Origin of the sequence: Azospirillum sp., from assembly GCF_035628975.1 — a bacterium.
Taxonomy (GTDB): Bacteria; Pseudomonadota; Alphaproteobacteria; order Azospirillales; family Azospirillaceae; genus Azospirillum.
On the sequence record NZ_DASPIS010000027.1, the window covers coordinates 1 to 15,375 of the forward strand.

General features: G+C 66.3%; 18 protein-coding genes. 15 read left to right on the plus strand and 3 right to left on the minus strand.

The genetic code is table 11. The features are described 5' to 3' along the window. The 8 genes from VD964_RS05245 to VD964_RS05280 form a co-directional block, all read left to right on the plus strand. A partial coding sequence (locus tag VD964_RS05245; RefSeq protein WP_414637095.1) for an elongation factor G occupies positions 1-1,047 on the plus strand: 1,047 nt, incomplete at its 5' end. 310 nt (positions 1,048-1,357) lie between these two features. Continuing rightward, positions 1,358-1,885, plus strand: coding sequence for a tetratricopeptide repeat protein (locus VD964_RS05250; protein ID WP_324866396.1), 528 nt, complete (start codon positions 1,358-1,360; stop codon positions 1,883-1,885). A gap of 160 nt (positions 1,886-2,045) precedes the next feature. After that, positions 2,046-3,437, plus strand: a complete 1,392-nt coding sequence (locus VD964_RS05255; protein WP_324866278.1) for a hypothetical protein — start codon at positions 2,046-2,048, stop codon at positions 3,435-3,437. Between the two features lie 171 nt (positions 3,438-3,608). Then, entirely contained in the window at positions 3,609-3,977 is a 369-nt protein-coding gene (gene rpsM, locus VD964_RS05260) for a 30S ribosomal protein S13 (protein WP_012974491.1), read from the plus strand. 15 nt (positions 3,978-3,992) lie between these two features. After that, positions 3,993-4,391, plus strand: coding sequence for a 30S ribosomal protein S11 (gene rpsK, locus VD964_RS05265; protein ID WP_012974490.1), 399 nt, complete (start codon positions 3,993-3,995; stop codon positions 4,389-4,391). 135 nt (positions 4,392-4,526) lie between these two features. Beyond that, a complete protein-coding gene (locus VD964_RS05270; protein WP_085089782.1) occupies positions 4,527-5,543 on the plus strand; it encodes a DNA-directed RNA polymerase subunit alpha in 1,017 nt (338 codons plus the stop codon). A 159-nt stretch (positions 5,544-5,702) separates the two neighbouring features. Beyond that, positions 5,703-6,131: a 50S ribosomal protein L17 gene (rplQ, locus tag VD964_RS05275; RefSeq protein WP_149230052.1), complete on the plus strand. Its 429-nt coding sequence runs from the start codon at positions 5,703-5,705 to the stop codon at positions 6,129-6,131. Between the two features lie 155 nt (positions 6,132-6,286). Beyond that, positions 6,287-6,865, plus strand: coding sequence for a YqaA family protein (locus VD964_RS05280; protein ID WP_149221946.1), 579 nt, complete (start codon positions 6,287-6,289; stop codon positions 6,863-6,865). A gap of 14 nt (positions 6,866-6,879) precedes the next feature. On the opposite strand, the gene VD964_RS05285 is transcribed toward VD964_RS05280, so the two are convergent. After that, positions 6,880-7,236, minus strand: a complete 357-nt coding sequence (locus tag VD964_RS05285; RefSeq protein WP_324866296.1) for a hypothetical protein — start codon at positions 7,234-7,236, stop codon at positions 6,880-6,882. A gap of 40 nt (positions 7,237-7,276) precedes the next feature. Here VD964_RS05285 and VD964_RS05290 point away from each other — a divergent pair, with 40 nt between their 5' ends. Both VD964_RS05290 and VD964_RS05295 read left to right on the plus strand, forming a co-directional pair. Continuing rightward, entirely contained in the window at positions 7,277-7,654 is a 378-nt protein-coding gene (locus VD964_RS05290; RefSeq protein ID WP_324866298.1) for a hypothetical protein, read from the plus strand. A gap of 10 nt (positions 7,655-7,664) precedes the next feature. Further along, positions 7,665-8,984, plus strand: coding sequence for a replication-associated recombination protein A (locus tag VD964_RS05295; protein ID WP_324866300.1), 1,320 nt, complete (start codon positions 7,665-7,667; stop codon positions 8,982-8,984). A 179-nt stretch (positions 8,985-9,163) separates the two neighbouring features. On the opposite strand, the gene VD964_RS05300 is transcribed toward VD964_RS05295, so the two are convergent. Next, complete coding sequence (locus tag VD964_RS05300; protein ID WP_149221943.1) at positions 9,164-9,391, minus strand: hypothetical protein; 228 nt, start codon at positions 9,389-9,391, stop codon at positions 9,164-9,166. Positions 9,392-9,564: 173 nt separating this feature from the next. After that, positions 9,565-10,422 (minus strand): cell envelope integrity EipB family protein, encoded by an 858-nt coding sequence (locus VD964_RS05305; protein ID WP_324866303.1) that lies wholly within the window; start codon positions 10,420-10,422, stop codon positions 9,565-9,567. Between the two features lie 109 nt (positions 10,423-10,531). On the opposite strand from VD964_RS05305, the gene VD964_RS05310 reads away from it, so the two are divergent. From VD964_RS05310 to VD964_RS05330, 5 genes are all read left to right on the plus strand, one after another. Beyond that, positions 10,532-11,533, plus strand: coding sequence for a D-glycerate dehydrogenase (locus VD964_RS05310; RefSeq protein WP_324866305.1), 1,002 nt, complete (start codon positions 10,532-10,534; stop codon positions 11,531-11,533). Between the two features lie 240 nt (positions 11,534-11,773). Continuing rightward, on the plus strand, positions 11,774-12,490 hold the full coding sequence (locus VD964_RS05315; protein WP_324866307.1) for a GGDEF domain-containing protein: 717 nt from the start codon (positions 11,774-11,776) through the stop codon (positions 12,488-12,490). 266 nt (positions 12,491-12,756) lie between these two features. Continuing rightward, positions 12,757-13,164, plus strand: coding sequence for a response regulator (locus tag VD964_RS05320; RefSeq protein WP_324866309.1), 408 nt, complete (start codon positions 12,757-12,759; stop codon positions 13,162-13,164). A gap of 42 nt (positions 13,165-13,206) precedes the next feature. Continuing rightward, the gene (locus VD964_RS05325; RefSeq protein WP_324866310.1) at positions 13,207-14,601 is read left to right on the plus strand and encodes a PleD family two-component system response regulator; all 1,395 of its coding nucleotides are present in this window, start codon (positions 13,207-13,209) and stop codon (positions 14,599-14,601) included. Positions 14,602-14,706: 105 nt separating this feature from the next. Then, the gene (locus VD964_RS05330) at positions 14,707-15,372 is read left to right on the plus strand and encodes a phosphatase PAP2 family protein (protein ID WP_324866312.1); all 666 of its coding nucleotides are present in this window, start codon (positions 14,707-14,709) and stop codon (positions 15,370-15,372) included. Positions 15,373-15,375: the final 3 nt, after the last annotated feature.

The window sequence follows — 15,375 nt, forward strand, 5'->3', positions numbered from 1 at the left end:
GGCAAGCGCGAGAAGATCGGCCGCATGGTCGAGATGTACGCGAAGGACGCCAACCCGATCGAGGAAGCCCGCGCCGGCGACATCATCGCGCTCGTCTCCCTGCAGGAGACCGAGACCGGTGACACGCTGTGCGACGCCTCCGCGCCGGTCATCCTGGAGCGCATGCGCTTCCCCGACCCCGTCATCAGCGTCTCGGTCGAGCCGAAGACCAAGGGCGAGCAGGAGAAGTTCTCGATCGCTCTGGGCAAGATGGTCCGCGCCGATCCGTCGCTCCGCCTGGAGACCGACCGTGAAACCGGCCAGACCATCCTGCGCGGCATGGGCGAGCTGCATCTGGAAGTGACGCTCGACCGTATGCGCACGGAGTTCGGCGTGGAAGGCAACATGGGCAAGCCCCAGGTCGCCTACCGTGAGACGATCACCAAGCCGGTCGAATACACCTACACCCACAAGAAGCAGACCGGTGGTTCGGGCCAGTTCGCCGAGGTGAAGATCGTCTTTGCGCCGCGCGAGCGGGGTGAGGGCTTCGAGTTCCTCGACGAGACCGTCGGCGGCACGGTCCCGCGCGAATATGTCCCGTCGGTCAAGAAGGGCCTGGAGATGCAGAAGGAAGACGGCGTCCTCGCCGGCTACCCGACTGTGGACTTCAGCGCCCGCCTGGTGGACGGCAAGTACCACGACGTCGACTCGAACGCCCTGACGTTCGAAATCGCCGCCAAGGCCTGCTTCCGCGAGGCTCTGCCGAAGGCCGGTCCGATCCTGCTCGAGCCGGTGATGAAGGTCGAGATCGTCACCCCCGACGATTACCTGGGCGACGTCATCGGCGACGTGAACCGTCGTCGCGGCACCGTCCTGGGCCAGCTGGAGCGTGGTTCGAACATCGCCGTCGAGGCCAATGTCCCGCTGAACGAAATGTTCGGCTACATCGGCCAGCTGCGCGGCATGACCTCGGGCCGTGCGTCCTACACGATGGAGTTCAGCCACTACGAGCCGGTGCCGCGCAACGTCACCGACGAAATCGTGGCCGGCCGCAACAAGGCCGCCTGATCGCCCGGCCCGAATCTTCGGGCTGGCAATCGGGACACATCCGGTAAAGCAGACGGCCGGCGGAGCGATCCGCCGGCCGTTCGCCGTTTCAAGAGGTTGTGGGAGGATCCTGAACTTCCGGCTCAAGTCCGTTCCGTCACCCGACGAGGACTGCACCGATGGGGTAAGGGTCATAGATCGGCGGCTTATGGCACCGAGTCAGCGCCTCTGACCAATTCTTTAGCGATTTGCAACCAAAAAATAGTTGGCAGAGCGTCGAATCCGTGCCCAAATTTGGAGCATGATGATTCGGCGCTTCTTTTCCTTGACAGTGCTTTTGCTGCTGACCCTCGGGGTGCCGGCCGGGGCGGGGCAGGGGAATCTGCGTCTGGACAGCCTTTTCCAGGCCTTGCACAGCACCACCGACGCGGCCTATGCCGAATCGGTTGAGGAGCATATCTGGGACTTCTGGCTCGACCATCCCGACCCGGCGATGGTCCGCGACATGCGCGCCGGCGTGCTCAGCCTGAACGGCGACGATTACGAGTCGGCTCTGCGCGCCTTCGATGCGGTGGTTGCCCGCGACCCCTCCTATGCCGAAGGCTGGAACAAGCGCGCCGCGACCCATTACATGCTGGGCGACTACCGGTCGGCCATGCTGGACCTGCGCCACGCCTTGTCGCTGGAGCCGCGCCATTTCGGGGCGCTGGTGGAACTGGGGTTGGTCTATCTGGCGCTGGGTGACGAGAAGCCGGCGTTGCGAGCCTTCGATGCGGCGCTGAAGATCAACCCGCATCTCGGCCGGGTGCGGGCACAGGCCGACGCCCTCCGGCACCGCGCCGCCGGTACCGACCTCTAGGCAGGCCGGCAGGATCGGCTGCTACCGATTGTCACGAGCAATAATCTCCCAAAAGACGCGCGATGGAGGTATAACCTTCGGTGATGCGACCAATGGGCGGTCGCCGTCTCAATCCTGCGCGTCCGCAATCGGTGCGGCTGGGCCGGGTGCCGGGGGTACGATGTTCGACCAAGCCATCCATCTCATCGGCGAATTGCGGGTGCTTAGCGCACTGGGCCTGCTCGGCCTGTCCTTCATTCTGCCGCTGACGATCTTCATCGGCCGTACCAACATCAAGAATGTCAGGCAGAAGATCATCGCCGACCTGGAGTCGGTCTTCCGCATCGAGGGGCGCGAGCACGACCAGCTGATCCCGTCCTTCGAGTTCGCTGCCTACAAATACCGCGCCTTGCCGCAAGGACCGGACAACACGCAACCGTCGGAGTGGCGGGCTTATTTCTTTCCCGTCCTGGTTTTCATCATGGTGTCCTTCAGCGGTTTCCTGACTTCCAGCGGCATGCTGCTGGGCAAGGATCGCCTGGACCATTTCCAGCCACTGTTCAGCGGGATGACGCTGTACGGAGTCGACGGGGTCACGCCGGTCGATCTGGTGCATTATCAGCTTCAGACCGTGGCGGTGCTGTCCTTCACCTTCTTCGGCGCCTATGTCTGGTCGATCAATTACCTGATTCGCCGAATCTCCAACTACGACCTGTCGCCGATCTCCTTCCTGCGCGTGACCGGCCACATCATCCTGGCCTGCGTTACCGCGGTCACCCTGCACCACGGCTATATGGATCTGGCGCAGATGGTGCCGGAAGGGGCGGTCGGCGACCGGGTCCCGGAGCTGATCGTGGCGTTCCTGATCGGATTCTTCCCCAAGCTCGGCTTGCAGACGCTGCTCAGCCGGGTGCCGCAGCTGCAAATCCGGCGGATCGACCCGCGGGCGCAGGCTTTCATCCGCGAATATCCGATCGACATGATCCTGGGCATCGACTCGTCCATCAAATTCCGGCTGGCCGAGTTCGAGATCGAGGATGTGCAGAACCTCGCCACCGCGAATCCGATCCTGCTGTTCGTGGAGACGCCCTACGGCATCTACGAAACGATGGACTGGGTGGCCCAGGCCCAGCTGATTCTCGCGCTCGACCTCGACCAGATCGAGGCGCTGCGGGTCGTCAATGTGCGGACCATCTTCGACATCGAGCGTTTCATGGCGCGGCCGGAGTCGCGGCCTCGGCTGGTCCAGGCGCTGAACTGCCCCAAGACGGACGGCAAGGGCACGGTGCTGGTGGCCGACCGCGGCATCACGCTGGAGAACCTGGACTCGGTGGTGCAGGCCATCGGCGAGGATCTGCATGTCCAGCGCCTGCGCCAGATCTGGCGCAACATCGAGCTGAAGCTGAGTCTCGACCTGCCGCAGGTGAACCGCGACCGCGCGCTTCTGAATGCAGGGCGACTGCCGCGGAGCCCGGTTCCGGCCAGGGATATGGCGGTCAATGACACCGACCCCGGCCGCGAACCGCTCGATACCGCGCCGGGGCTTGTGCGGCCGGCGGTTCCTGCCGAGTAATCGGCCTTGACAAGTTCCGGGGTTTTTCTATAGTCCCACCCTCTCGCCGCCCCACCGGGTGGCGGGTAACATTGTGCGTTCCTGGTCGCGGCCTTGTGCCCGACGGGATTTGCTCGGTGTGTAGGTGGCCCGACGGGCTGCCGTTGAGATATCGAGATCGAGGAGAGTAACGTGGCGCGTATCGCTGGCGTCAACATCCCCGCGCAGAAGCGCGTGGAGATCGGGTTGACCTACATCCATGGCATCGGCCCCTTCAAGGCCAAGGAAATCTGCGCGAAGCTGGAAATCCCGGCCGAGCGTCGCGTGAACGAGCTGACGGACGACGAAGTCCTGAAGATCCGCGAAACCATCGACGCCGACTACCGCGTCGAGGGCGATCTTCGTCGTGAAGTCGCTATGAACATCAAGCGTCTGATGGACCTGGGCTGCTACCGTGGCCTGCGTCACCGCAAGGGCCTGCCGGTCCGCGGCCAGCGCACCCACACGAACGCCCGCACCCGCAAGGGTCCGGCCAAGCCGATCGCCGGCAAGAAGAAGTAAGAGGACGAACGCAAAATGGCCAAGCCCTCCGCCGCTTCTCAGCGCCTGCGTCGTCGCGAGCGCAAGAACATCACCGCCGGCGTCGCTCACGTGAACGCCTCGTTCAACAACACGATGATCACCATCACCGACGCGCAGGGCAACACCATTGCCTGGTCGTCGTCGGGCACCATGGGCTTCAAGGGTTCGCGCAAGTCGACGCCCTACGCCGCCCAGGTCGCTGCCGAGGACGCCGGCCGCAAGGCCCAGGAACACGGCATGAAGACCCTGGAAGTCGAAGTGAAGGGTCCGGGTTCGGGGCGTGAGTCCGCCCTGCGCGCCCTGCAGTCGATCGGCTTCCAGATCACCTCGATCCGCGACGTCACGCCGATCCCGCACAACGGCGTTCGCCCGCCGAAGAAGCGTCGCGTCTGATCCAGTACCGTTTCCGCACCCGCGGGGACCGACCGTTCCGGGACAGGGGGCCGCTGCCATCGCGGCCCCCTCAGCATGGGAATGGTTCGGGCCCCGCGGGTTCGTGTCCACCCGATGGCATCTTGAGGTCGATCCGTGCTTCAGAAGAACTGGCAGGAACTGATTAAGCCGAGCAAGCTGGACATCCAGCCCGGTGACGACGCCGACCGCTTCGCGACCGTGGTCGCCGAGCCGCTGGAACGCGGCTTCGGTCTGACCCTCGGCAACGCGCTGCGCCGTATCCTGCTCTCCTCGCTGCAGGGTGCCGCCGTCACCTCGATCCACATCGACGGTGTGCTGCACGAGTTCTCGTCCATTCCCGGCGTCCGCGAGGACGTGACCGACATCGTCCTGAACATCAAGACGATGGGTCTGCGCATGGGCGGCGACGGCCCGAAGCGCATGCGTCTGCGCGCCGAAGGCCCGGGCGAGGTCAAGGCCGGCATGATCGAGACCGGTCCCGACATCCAGGTCATGGATCCGGAACTGGTGATCTGCACGCTGGACAACGGCGCGCGCCTGAACATGGAACTGACGGTCGAGACCGGCAAGGGCTATGTCCCGGCCAGCCAGAACCGTCCGGAAGACGCGCCCATCGGCCTGATCCCGATCGACGCCCTGTTCTCGCCCGTGCGCAAGGTGTCCTACAAGGTCGACAATGCCCGCGTCGGGCAGGTCACCGACTATGACCGCCTGTCGATGACGGTGGAGACCAACGGTTCGGTCAAGCCGGACGACGCGGTGGCTCTGGCCGCCCGCATCCTGCAGGACCAGCTGCAGCTGTTCATCAACTTCGAGGAGCCGACGCACGCCGTCTCCGAGGAGAAGCACGAGGAGGTTCCGTTCAACAAGAACCTGCTCCGCAAGGTGGACGAGCTGGAGCTGTCGGTCCGTTCGGCCAACTGCCTCAAGAACGACAACATCGTCTACATCGGCGACCTGGTGCAGAAGACGGAGGCGGAAATGCTCCGCACCCCGAACTTCGGCCGCAAGTCGCTGAACGAGATCAAGGAAGTGCTGTCCCAGATGGGCCTGCACCTCGGTATGGAAATCCCGAACTGGCCGCCGGAGAACATCGAAGAGCTGGCCAAGCGTCTGGAAGAGCCGTACTAAGCATCTCGCGTTTTCCGCGCCCTTTCCGTCGTCAGGCGGGAAGGGCGCGTTTCCCAGGGCCGACACGGCCCGACCCCGCAGCCGTACCAGCATTTCGACTGGGCGGCGGGGTTCACGATCGGCTCCCCGAGGGGGGCCAAGCCATGAAGGAGGACCGCCATGCGTCACGGCGTTTCGGGACGTAAGTTCAGCAAGACCAGCAGCCACCGCAAGGCCATGTTCTCGAACATGGCGAACGCGGTGATCAAGCACGAGCAGATCACCACCACCCTGCCGAAGGCGAAGGACCTGCGTCCAATCGTCGACAAGCTGATCACGCTCGGCAAGAAGGGTGGCCTGGCCAACCGTCGTCTGGCTTTCGCCCAGCTGCGCGACAACGAGACGGTCACCAAGCTGTTCACCGTTCTGGCGGACCGCTACAAGGACCGTCAGGGTGGCTACAGCCGCGTCCTGAAGGCCGGCTTCCGCTATGGCGATGCCGCCGACATGGCCGTGTTCGAGCTGGTCGAGCGCGATGTCTCCGCCAAGGGCCAGAACTCCGGCCCGACGCAGGATGCCGCCGAGGCCGAAGGCGAGACCGCCGAGTAACATGACCGGGCATCGCGCCGGTTTCCCGCCCCGTGCGGCATCGGGTCCCAGGACCCCGTGTTGTGCAGGACGGAACCGCCGATATCGGTGATATATTAGACCCTTCCTTCGGGGCACCCCCCGGAGGAAGGGTTTTCTCTTATGTGGCCGGTCGAATGTTGCGTTCCCTTTACACGCGCCTCCAGCGCCTCTCCGCCCGCGACGATGCCGTTTGGTGGATGTCGGCGATCTCCTTCGCCGAAAGCTCCTTCTTCCCGTTGCCGCCGGACGTGATGCTGGTGCCGATGTGCCTGGAGAAGCCCAAGAAGCTGTGGTTCTACACCAACATCTGCGCGCTGGCGTCGCTGCTGGGCGGGCTGCTGGGCTATGCGCTGGGCTTCTATCTGTTCGAGAGCGTCGGACGGATGATCATCGACTTCTACAATGCGCAGGAGTCGTTCCAGCATTTCCAGGAGATGTTCGCCGAGTTCGGCCCCTGGTTCCTGATCCTGAAGGGGGTGACGCCGATCCCCTACAAGCTGCTGACGATCACCGCCGGATTCGCCCATCTGGACCTGACGGTCTTCATCCTCTGTTCGATCGTCGCGCGCTTTTCCCGATTCTACATGATCGCCATCCTGCTGCACTTCTACGGGCCGCAGGTTCAGCAGATCATCGAAAAGCGCCTGATGCTGGTGGCCACCGTCCTTCTGGTCGTGGTGGTCGGCGGCCTGCTCAGCTTCAAGTTCGTTTGATCAGGCCAGTTTGATCAGTCGGGCATGCCCTGGTCCTGGCGGTTGCGCCGGGACGGGGGCAGGGCGTCGCGGTCGGCACGGTCGCGGCGCACGATCATGACGATGGCGACCGCCACGAACAGCCCGCCCAACATTGGGATGATCATCTCGCCCATTCCGATGTTGGGCAGGGCCAGCGCGCGCGAGGCCAGCATGACCAGACCAAGGACCAGCAGCGCCAGCAGCAGCCGCAGGGAGCGGTGGCGCGGCGGGTTGCGTGTTGATCTGCCGTCCGATTCCGGTGTCATTTCAGTCATTCCCTTCTTGATGCGGTTGTCGGCATAGTGGGGACCGAACGGGGGATGGTCCAGAGGGGTGTGGCATTCCGCCATGCCCGCGGCCGTCCTCACAACAAGAAGAATAGGAGCCGTCGTGGCTATGTTCCGTCCGGTCCGTCTCATCGCCCCGCTGGTGGCCGTCGCCTTGCTCGGCCTGTCGGCCTGCGCCGACCGTCCATCCGACCGTCCGGCCGCTTCGGGCCCGGCGCCCACCGTCACCATCGTGCCCGGCCCCTCGACTCCGCGCGGCGGCGCCGACGACCAGTCGCTGCGCCTGGATAACGGCACCGGCGCCGATGTCGGCGCCTCCTGCCAGGCCCAGTGCGAGCGTAGCCACAATGTGTGCATGGATTCGGTGGCCGCGCGCAACCAGGGCGGCATCGACCGCGCCAATTCGACTCCCTTCAGCCCGACCGACAACTGCAGCTTCCAGCTGAAGCAGTGCTACCAGCGCTGCGGCGCGGCGCGCTGAGGCAGCGGCCATGGCGAAACGCGGCGAGTCGGGCGGGGATGCCGGGCTGTTCGAGTCGGCGGCTCCCCGCCCGCTCGCCGACCGGCTGCGCCCGCGCACGCTGGACGAGGTGGTAGGCCAGGACCATCTGCTGAAGCCGGACGGGCCGCTCGGCCGCATGGTCGCGGCGCGGCGGCTGGCCTCCATGATCCTGTGGGGACCGCCCGGCTGCGGCAAGACCACCATCGCCCGCCTGCTGGCCCACAGCACCGACCTGCATTTCGAACCGCTGTCGGCGGTCTTCTCCGGCGTCGCCGACCTGCGCAAGGTCTTCGACGCCGCGCGTGCCCGGCGGGTGGCGGGGCAGGGCACCCTGCTGTTCATCGACGAGATCCACCGCTTCAACCGCTCGCAGCAGGATGGCTTCCTGCCCTTCGTCGAGGATGGCACCGTCACGCTGGTGGGCGCCACCACCGAGAATCCGTCCTTCGAACTGAACGCCGCCTTGCTGTCGCGAGCCCAGGTGTTCGTTCTGAACCGGCTGGACGACACGGCGCTGGAAAAGCTGCTGTCGCGGGCGGAGGCGGAGATGGGCCGGCCCCTGCCGCTGGATGCCGATGCGCGCGCCGCGGTGAAGGCGATGGCCGACGGCGACGGCCGATTCTGCCTGAACCTGTGCGAGGAGCTGTTCGCACTGCCCGGCGAGACGGTGCTGGACACCAATGCGCTCGCCGCCACCATCCAGCGCCGCGCCCCGCTGTACGACAAGGCGCAGGAGGGGCATTACAACCTCATCAGCGCCCTGCACAAATCGTTGCGCGGGTCCGACACCGACGCGGCGCTCTACTGGTACAGCCGCATGCTGGACGGCGGGGAGGACCCGCGCTACATCGCCCGGCGCCTGACCCGTTTTGCCGTGGAGGATGTCGGGCTGGCCGATCCCAACGCCCTGACCCAGGCCATCGCGGCGTGGGAGGCCTATGAGCGGCTCGGCAGCCCCGAGGGCGAGCTGGCGCTGGCTCAGCTGGTCATCTATCTGGGGACGGCGCCGAAGTCGAACGCCGGCTATACCGCCTACAAGGCATCGGTGCGCGCGGCGAAGGAGACGGGCTCGCTGATGCCGCCCAAGCATATCCTGAACGCGCCGACCAAGCTGATGAAGACCATCGGCTACGGCAAGGGCTACGAATACGACCACGATACGGCGGAGGGTTTCTCCGGCCAGAACTACTTCCCCGAAGGCATGGCTCGGCGCGAGTTCTACCAGCCGGTGGAACGGGGATTCGAGCGCGACCTGCGCAAGCGGCTGGACTATTGGGCCAAGCTGCGCGAGCGGCGGGGGGAGGAGTAGGGGAGGGTTAAGCGTTTCGCCCCCTCCCTCCCACGCTGGCGCGTGGGTCCCTCCCTCCCCCACCTTCGGTGGGAGAGGGAAAGGTTTGCAATGCGACGCCAGTTCCCTCTCCCTCGAAGAGGGGGAGGGTTAGGGAGGGGGCGAGTGCTTTCGTAAAACAGTGATTTTTGGCGAAAACGTTACGCCGCCATCCCGCCCGACGGTGCCGCCGCGATCAAGCGATAGTGGCTGGTGTCGGCCAGAACCGAGCAGCTCAGGGTCTTCGACACGCCGTCGTCTTCGGTGCTGACGACGCGGGCGTGGGGGATGCCCAGCAGGTTGACCGTCGCCGTCACCCGCCAACCGCGGCCGCCGGCCGTACCGACCGGTTGGAAAACCTGCCCGATCTGGACATGCTTCTTGCTCATGACGGACAAACCCTTCGACGGCCGCCCGCACCCCCTCGATGGGGCCGAGTCGGCCTGTTGCGCAAAACTCAACCCACAGTTAAACGCAGCAACGAGTCGCGATCAACAGGGAAACAGCCGTTCTTCCACCTGATGCGATGATGCAGGCATGATTGTCACGGGGCGGCCAACCGTCAGCAGCCCGATTTCGGCAGCGCCTCGATCTTCTCCAGCACGGCGTTGACGGTGAAATCGCCATAGTCGATCTGCATGGACTCGGCGATGCCGTTCTCCAGCAGGCGCAGGCTCATCTCATATTCCGGCTGCGCCGAATCGCTCTGCAGCGGGAAGAAGGCCATGCGGACCGGCCAGGATTTGCCCACCTTCAGCAGCGGATCCTTGCCGGCTTCCTTCGGCGCGCCCGGCTTGCCGGCGACGGTCGACACCTCCGTCGGCCCCTCCGCATCCGATCCGTCGAAGATGGTGCGGGTGAAGAAGGGCTCGTTCCGCTCGGCATGATCGAGGATCGCCAGCGTGTGGGCGGTGGGGAACATGGTGCCGGCCGGCAGCTCCATCTCCTGCGGTTCCGGCTTGGTGAACTGGGCGGTGCCGGCGCCGTCGGCCTGCAGGTTCGCCTCGCCGCGCACCTCCTCGTCCAGCTCGCCGTTCACCAGCTTGCGGACGTTGAAGCGGTAGCGCATGCCGTTCTTCGCCTCCCACGTCGTGTAGTTGGTGTTCATCGCCATGTCGTCGCCCTCGCTGTAGACGAAGCGCAGCTGGAAGCGCTGTTCCGTCGTCCAGCCATCGCAGGCGTCGGCCCATTCGAACATCATGCGGCCGCGGACGTCGCTGACCTTCGACCCGTTGCGCGCCGATCCCAGCGACATGGCGTAGATCGCCCGGTGCGGCTGGATCTTGGCTGCGACCGCCGCCATGGAGGTGGCGGCCGGCTGTGCCAGGACGGGAGTGGCCGCGAGGAGCGCACCGGCGGTGACGGCGGCGGCGAGGACCGTGCCGACGGTCGCCGGCAGGGCAGAGAGACGGTCGAGCAAGACGGGATCCACAGGTGATTGACGGCTCTGGGTGAAGTATGGGTGTTTTTGCCGCGGTCCGAAAGAGCCGCCACCCTTGATTCCTAATCAATGGAAGGGAACAGCCGGAATGACAAGCCCTGCCGAGACCCCGCTGGACGCCGCCGCCCGTCCCGTGGTGCTGCTGACCCGCCGCCTTCCCGATGCGGTGGAGGCGCGGGCGTCGCGCGATTACCGGGCGATCCTCAACCCCGAAGACCGGGCGTTCAGCGGGGCGGAGATCGCCGCCCGCGCCGCGGAGACCGGGGCCGATGCCGTGCTGTGCTGTGCCGGCGATCGGCTCGACGACGCCGCCATCGCCGCCCTGCCGGAACGGGTGCGGGTGCTGGCGACCTTCTCCGTCGGGACGGACCACATCGACCTGGAGGCGGCGCGCGCCCGCGGCCTGACCGTCACCAACACGCCCGACGTGCTGACCGACGCCACCGCCGACATCGCTCTGCTTCTCCTGCTGGGTGCCGCGCGCCGTGCGTCCGAGGGAGAGCGGATGATCCGGGCGAATGCCTGGACCGGTTGGACCCCGACCCAGCTGATGGGAAGCCATATCGGCGGCAAGCGGCTGGGCATCGTCGGCATGGGCCGCATCGGCCAGGCGGTGGCGGCCCGCGCCCGCGCCTTCGGCATGGCGATCCACTACAGCAACCGCCGCCGCCTGCCCCCGGAACTGGAACTCGGCGCCACCCACCATGCCGACCCGGAGGAGATGCTGGCGGTCTGCGATGTCCTGTCGCTCCACTTCCCTGCCACGGCGGAAACCCGCCATTGGCTGAACGCCCAGCGGATCGAGCGGTTGCCGCCGGGGGCCATTCTGGTCAACACCGCGCGCGGCAGCGTGGTGGACGACGCCGCCGTGATCGACGCGCTGAAGAGGGGACGGCTGGCGGCGGCCGGGCTCGACGTGTTCGAGAACGAACCCAACCTGCATCCCGGCTATCGCGACCTGCCCAACGCCTTCCTGCTTCCGCATCTGGGCAGCGCCACGGTGGAGACCCGCAATGCCATGGGGTTCAAGGCCCTGGACAACATCGACGCGGTGATGGCCGGCCGTCCGGCGCCCGACCGGGTGGTGTGAACCGCCGCCGTGAGGTCGGTGCGACCGCCGCCCGGCAGGGATTTCCTGCCACCAAAGAGCGGCGGTGGGCAGAAGATGCCGGCCGGGTGGGAAAGACGCTCCATACCCGGCCGGTGATCGGCAGGCACAATTCGCCGCCGATCGATAAAATGCTTGGTATCCGCGGGGTCCGTTGGGTTGGCACGATGGTTGCTTGGATGAGGTCGAAGTGTTCCGACCTTCATCAGAGGAGCCGACCCCATGAACGCCATCGTCGCCGCCCTGGACCTGAAGCATCATGCCTCCGACCGTTTCGACGTGCCGGTGGGCTGGTCGCCGGTCGCGCTGGCTTCGCGCGTCGGGCTTCTGCGGGGGACCGAGCGCCAGACGCTGGACGAGACGATCGAACTGCTCGCCGAGGCAAAGGAGACGATCGCCGAGTTGCAGGAGCGCATCGCCTACCTCGAAAGCCTGACGATGACGGACGAGTTGACCGGGCTGCTGAACCGGCGCGGTTTCTACAGCCATTTCCGCCGCGAACTGGCGTCTGCCCGCCGCAACGGGTCCGCCGGCGGCCTGCTGGTCATGATCGACCTGGACGGGTTCAAGGCGATCAACGACACCCACGGCCACGTCGCCGGCGACGCCTATCTGCGGCAGGTCGCGCGCATGATCGTCGGCAATGTCCGCCAGGAGGATGTGGTCGCCCGGCTGGGCGGCGACGAGTTCGCCGTGCTGCTGACCAACACCGACACCGCCAGCGGCCTCGCCCGCGCCCGGCAGTTGGCGGCCATCGCCGACGCCACCCATGTGGAATGGGGTGGGCACAGCCTGCCGGTCCGCTTCTCCGTCGGCACCCAGCCCTATGGCGCCGACGACAGCGAGGACGAGGTGATGCGCCGTGCCGACGCCATGATGTACGGCGCCAAGGGGGCCCGCCGCCGAGACGCCAAGCGGAAGACCAAGCGCGCCGCCTGAGCCGCAACGCCCGTCCCTCGATTGCCCGCACAAAGCCGCCCGCGCCCGACGCTGGCGGCTTTTTCCTGTCCGGACAGGGCGATTGGACGGCGTCAGGGGTGACGTCCATTGGTCAGGTAACGACTATTTAACCGTCGCGACCTATTCAGAAAGGGGGTATACCGGAGTGCGATGCCGCACGGGTACCAGCCGCCCGATGGTCGAATGGCGGGCGCAACCGGGTATCGGATGGCGTGAAGGCGGGGGCCAGACCCAGGGGAGGATGCATGTCAGCGGAGCCGGGCGGTCCAACCTTGGCCGGTGGTAAGCCGACGAAGACCGTCCTCATCGTCGAGGACAACGAGCTGAACATGAAGCTCTTTCATGACCTGCTCGAAGCGCACGGCTACGACACGCTGCAGACCCGCGACGGCATGGATGCGATGCGGCTGGCCCGCCAGCACCATCCCGACCTGATCCTGATGGACATCCAGCTGCCCGAGGTGTCGGGGCTGGAGGTCACCCGCTGGATCAAGGACGATCCCGATCTGAAATCGATCCCTGTCGTGGCCGTCACCGCCTTCGCGATGAAGGGCGACGAGGAAAAGATTCGCCAGGGCGGCTGCGAGGATTATGTGGCGAAGCCCATTTCGGTCGTGAAGTTCCTCGAAACCGTCAAGAAGTTTCTCGGGTAAGTCGGTTTTCTCTGTAGCAATTCTGCAGGAATTTGCCTTTCGATGTCCGCGCGTGTCCTTGTCGTCGATGATGTTCTGCCCAATGTGAAGCTGCTCGCGGCGAAGCTGACGCGCGAGTACTTCAATGTGCTGACGGCGTACAACGGGCCGGACGCGCTGGAGATGGTGCGGCGGGAATCGCCGGACATCGTCCTGCTGGACGTGATGATGCCGGGCATGGACGGGTTCGAGGTGTGCGAGAAGATCCGCTCCGACCCCGCCACGATGCACATCCCCGTCGTGATGGTGACGGCGCTGTCCGACATCGCCGACCGGGTGCGCGGGCTGGAGGCCGGGGCCGACGATTTCCTGACCAAGCCGGTGAACGACATCGCGCTGTTCGCGCGCGTGCGCTCGCTGGTCCGCCTGAAGATGATGATGGACGAATGGCGGCTGCGCGAAAGCACGTCCGGCCAGTTCGGCGTCATCGAGCGCAGCGGCACCATGCTGAGCGAATCCTTCGAGCACGCCACCGTGCTGGTGCTGGAGGATTCCATGCTCGACCTGGAGAAGGTGACGGAGACCCTGCGGCGCGACCACAACACGGTGATGTCGGCCGACACCTGCGCCAAGGCGTTGGAACGCGCGCTGGGAAGCGAACTGGACCTCGTGGTGGTCAGCCTGACCCTGCTGAACGAGGACGGGCTGCGGCTCTGTTCGCAGCTGCGCTCGCACGAGCGGACGCGGCAGGTGCCGATCCTGCTGATGGTGGACGAGGGCGATCTGGGGCAGGTGGCCAAGGGGCTGGAACTCGGCGCCAACGACTACGTCGTCAAGCCGGTCGACCGGAACGAGCTGCTGGCCCGCGCCCGCACCCAGATCCGGCGCAAGCGCTATCAGGAACGGCTGCGCTCCAATTACGAGCAGAGCCTGTCTATGGCGCTGACCGACAGCCTGACCGGCGTCTTCAACCGCCGCTATGTCAACGCCCATCTGCCGCGGCTGCTGGAACGCGCCATCGACAGCCACAAGCCGGTGTCGGTGCTGATGTTCGACATCGACCACTTCAAGGTCGTCAACGACACCTACGGCCACGCCATCGGCGACGAGGTGCTGCGCGAGGTGTCGGCGCGCGCCAGCCGCAACCTGCGCACCTTCGACCTCGTCGCCCGGCTGGGTGGTGAGGAGTTCGTCGTCATCCTGCCGGACACCGACGGAGAGGCTGCGCTGATCGTCGCCGAGCGCCTGCGCTCGCGCATCGCCGACACCCCCTTCGCCGTGTCGGCCGACCGCGGCGAGATCAACGTGACCGTCTCCATCGGCATCTCCATCGGCGGCCGACTGGGCGACACGGCCGAGGGCCTCATCCGCCGCGCCGACGAGGCGCTGTACGAGGCGAAGCGGTCCGGCCGCAACTGCGTCATCGCCGACGCGCGCGCCGATCAGGTGGAGGGGTAGGGCGGGGCGGAATTTCCCGGCCCTTGTCGTTCGTGCTGCGCCGCACCATCTGGCAAAGCCGTTCCTTCCTTCGCCGCCTCCACCACCACCATGCACGGGGTCCCGATGTTCGCCACCGCCAGCGGCGCCATCACCCATCTGGGCAGCAGCAGCCTTCTCGTCCCGCTTTCCGCCCTCTACGCCACCGCCCTCTGGCGGCACCATTCGGCGCCGCTGGCGCTGCGCTGGCTGCTGGCGCTGTCGCTCTGCCTCGGTGTCATGGTGGTGCTGAAGCTGGTGGGGCATGGCTGCGGCCTGCCGGACTTTCCGCTGTTCCCCTCGCTGTTCGCCGGCGACCGTTTCGTCAGCCCCAGCGGGCACGCCGCCTTCGCTACCGTCTTCTACGGTTCCGTGGCTGCACTGGCCGCGCGAGACGCCCGCTCCGTCTGGCTCAGGATCGGCCTGCCTTTGGCGGCGGTGGCCCTGGTGCTGGCCATCGGCGCGTCCCGTGTCGCGGTATCGGCCCATTCGGGGGCGGAGGTGGTGGCCGGGCTGCTGATCGGCGGCCTGTCGGTCCTGCTGTTCCTGTGGACCAGCCGGAAGGACGGCGCGCCGCGCCTGCGCGTCTCGCCCTGGCTATTGGGGGCTCTCGCGCTCGGGCTCGCCCTGCTGGTCCATGCCGGCGACCCGTCCTTCGTCGAGGGGACCATCCGCCGCGTGGCCTACCATTTCGGCAGCGGCGCCGGACTGTGCGAACTCGCCGGCCGGGTCTTCCCCGGTGCCCGCGGATAAACC

Coding starts and splice junctions, on each gene's coding strand:
- VD964_RS05315 (WP_324866307.1), top strand. CDS start 11,774: ATGAACGCCATCGTCGCCGCCCTGGACCTGAAGCATCATGCCTCCGAC.
- VD964_RS05300 (WP_149221943.1), bottom strand. CDS start 9,391: ATGAGCAAGAAGCATGTCCAGATCGGGCAGGTTTTCCAACCGGTCGGT.
- VD964_RS05255 (WP_324866278.1), top strand. CDS start 2,046: ATGTTCGACCAAGCCATCCATCTCATCGGCGAATTGCGGGTGCTTAGC.
- VD964_RS05285 (WP_324866296.1), bottom strand. CDS start 7,236: ATGGCGGAATGCCACACCCCTCTGGACCATCCCCCGTTCGGTCCCCAC.
- rplQ (WP_149230052.1), top strand. CDS start 5,703: ATGCGTCACGGCGTTTCGGGACGTAAGTTCAGCAAGACCAGCAGCCAC.
- VD964_RS05330 (WP_324866312.1), top strand. CDS start 14,707: ATGTTCGCCACCGCCAGCGGCGCCATCACCCATCTGGGCAGCAGCAGC.
- VD964_RS05325 (WP_324866310.1), top strand. CDS start 13,207: ATGTCCGCGCGTGTCCTTGTCGTCGATGATGTTCTGCCCAATGTGAAG.
- VD964_RS05295 (WP_324866300.1), top strand. CDS start 7,665: ATGGCGAAACGCGGCGAGTCGGGCGGGGATGCCGGGCTGTTCGAGTCG.
- rpsK (WP_012974490.1), top strand. CDS start 3,993: ATGGCCAAGCCCTCCGCCGCTTCTCAGCGCCTGCGTCGTCGCGAGCGC.
- VD964_RS05310 (WP_324866305.1), top strand. CDS start 10,532: ATGACAAGCCCTGCCGAGACCCCGCTGGACGCCGCCGCCCGTCCCGTG.
- VD964_RS05280 (WP_149221946.1), top strand. CDS start 6,287: ATGTTGCGTTCCCTTTACACGCGCCTCCAGCGCCTCTCCGCCCGCGAC.
- VD964_RS05320 (WP_324866309.1), top strand. CDS start 12,757: ATGTCAGCGGAGCCGGGCGGTCCAACCTTGGCCGGTGGTAAGCCGACG.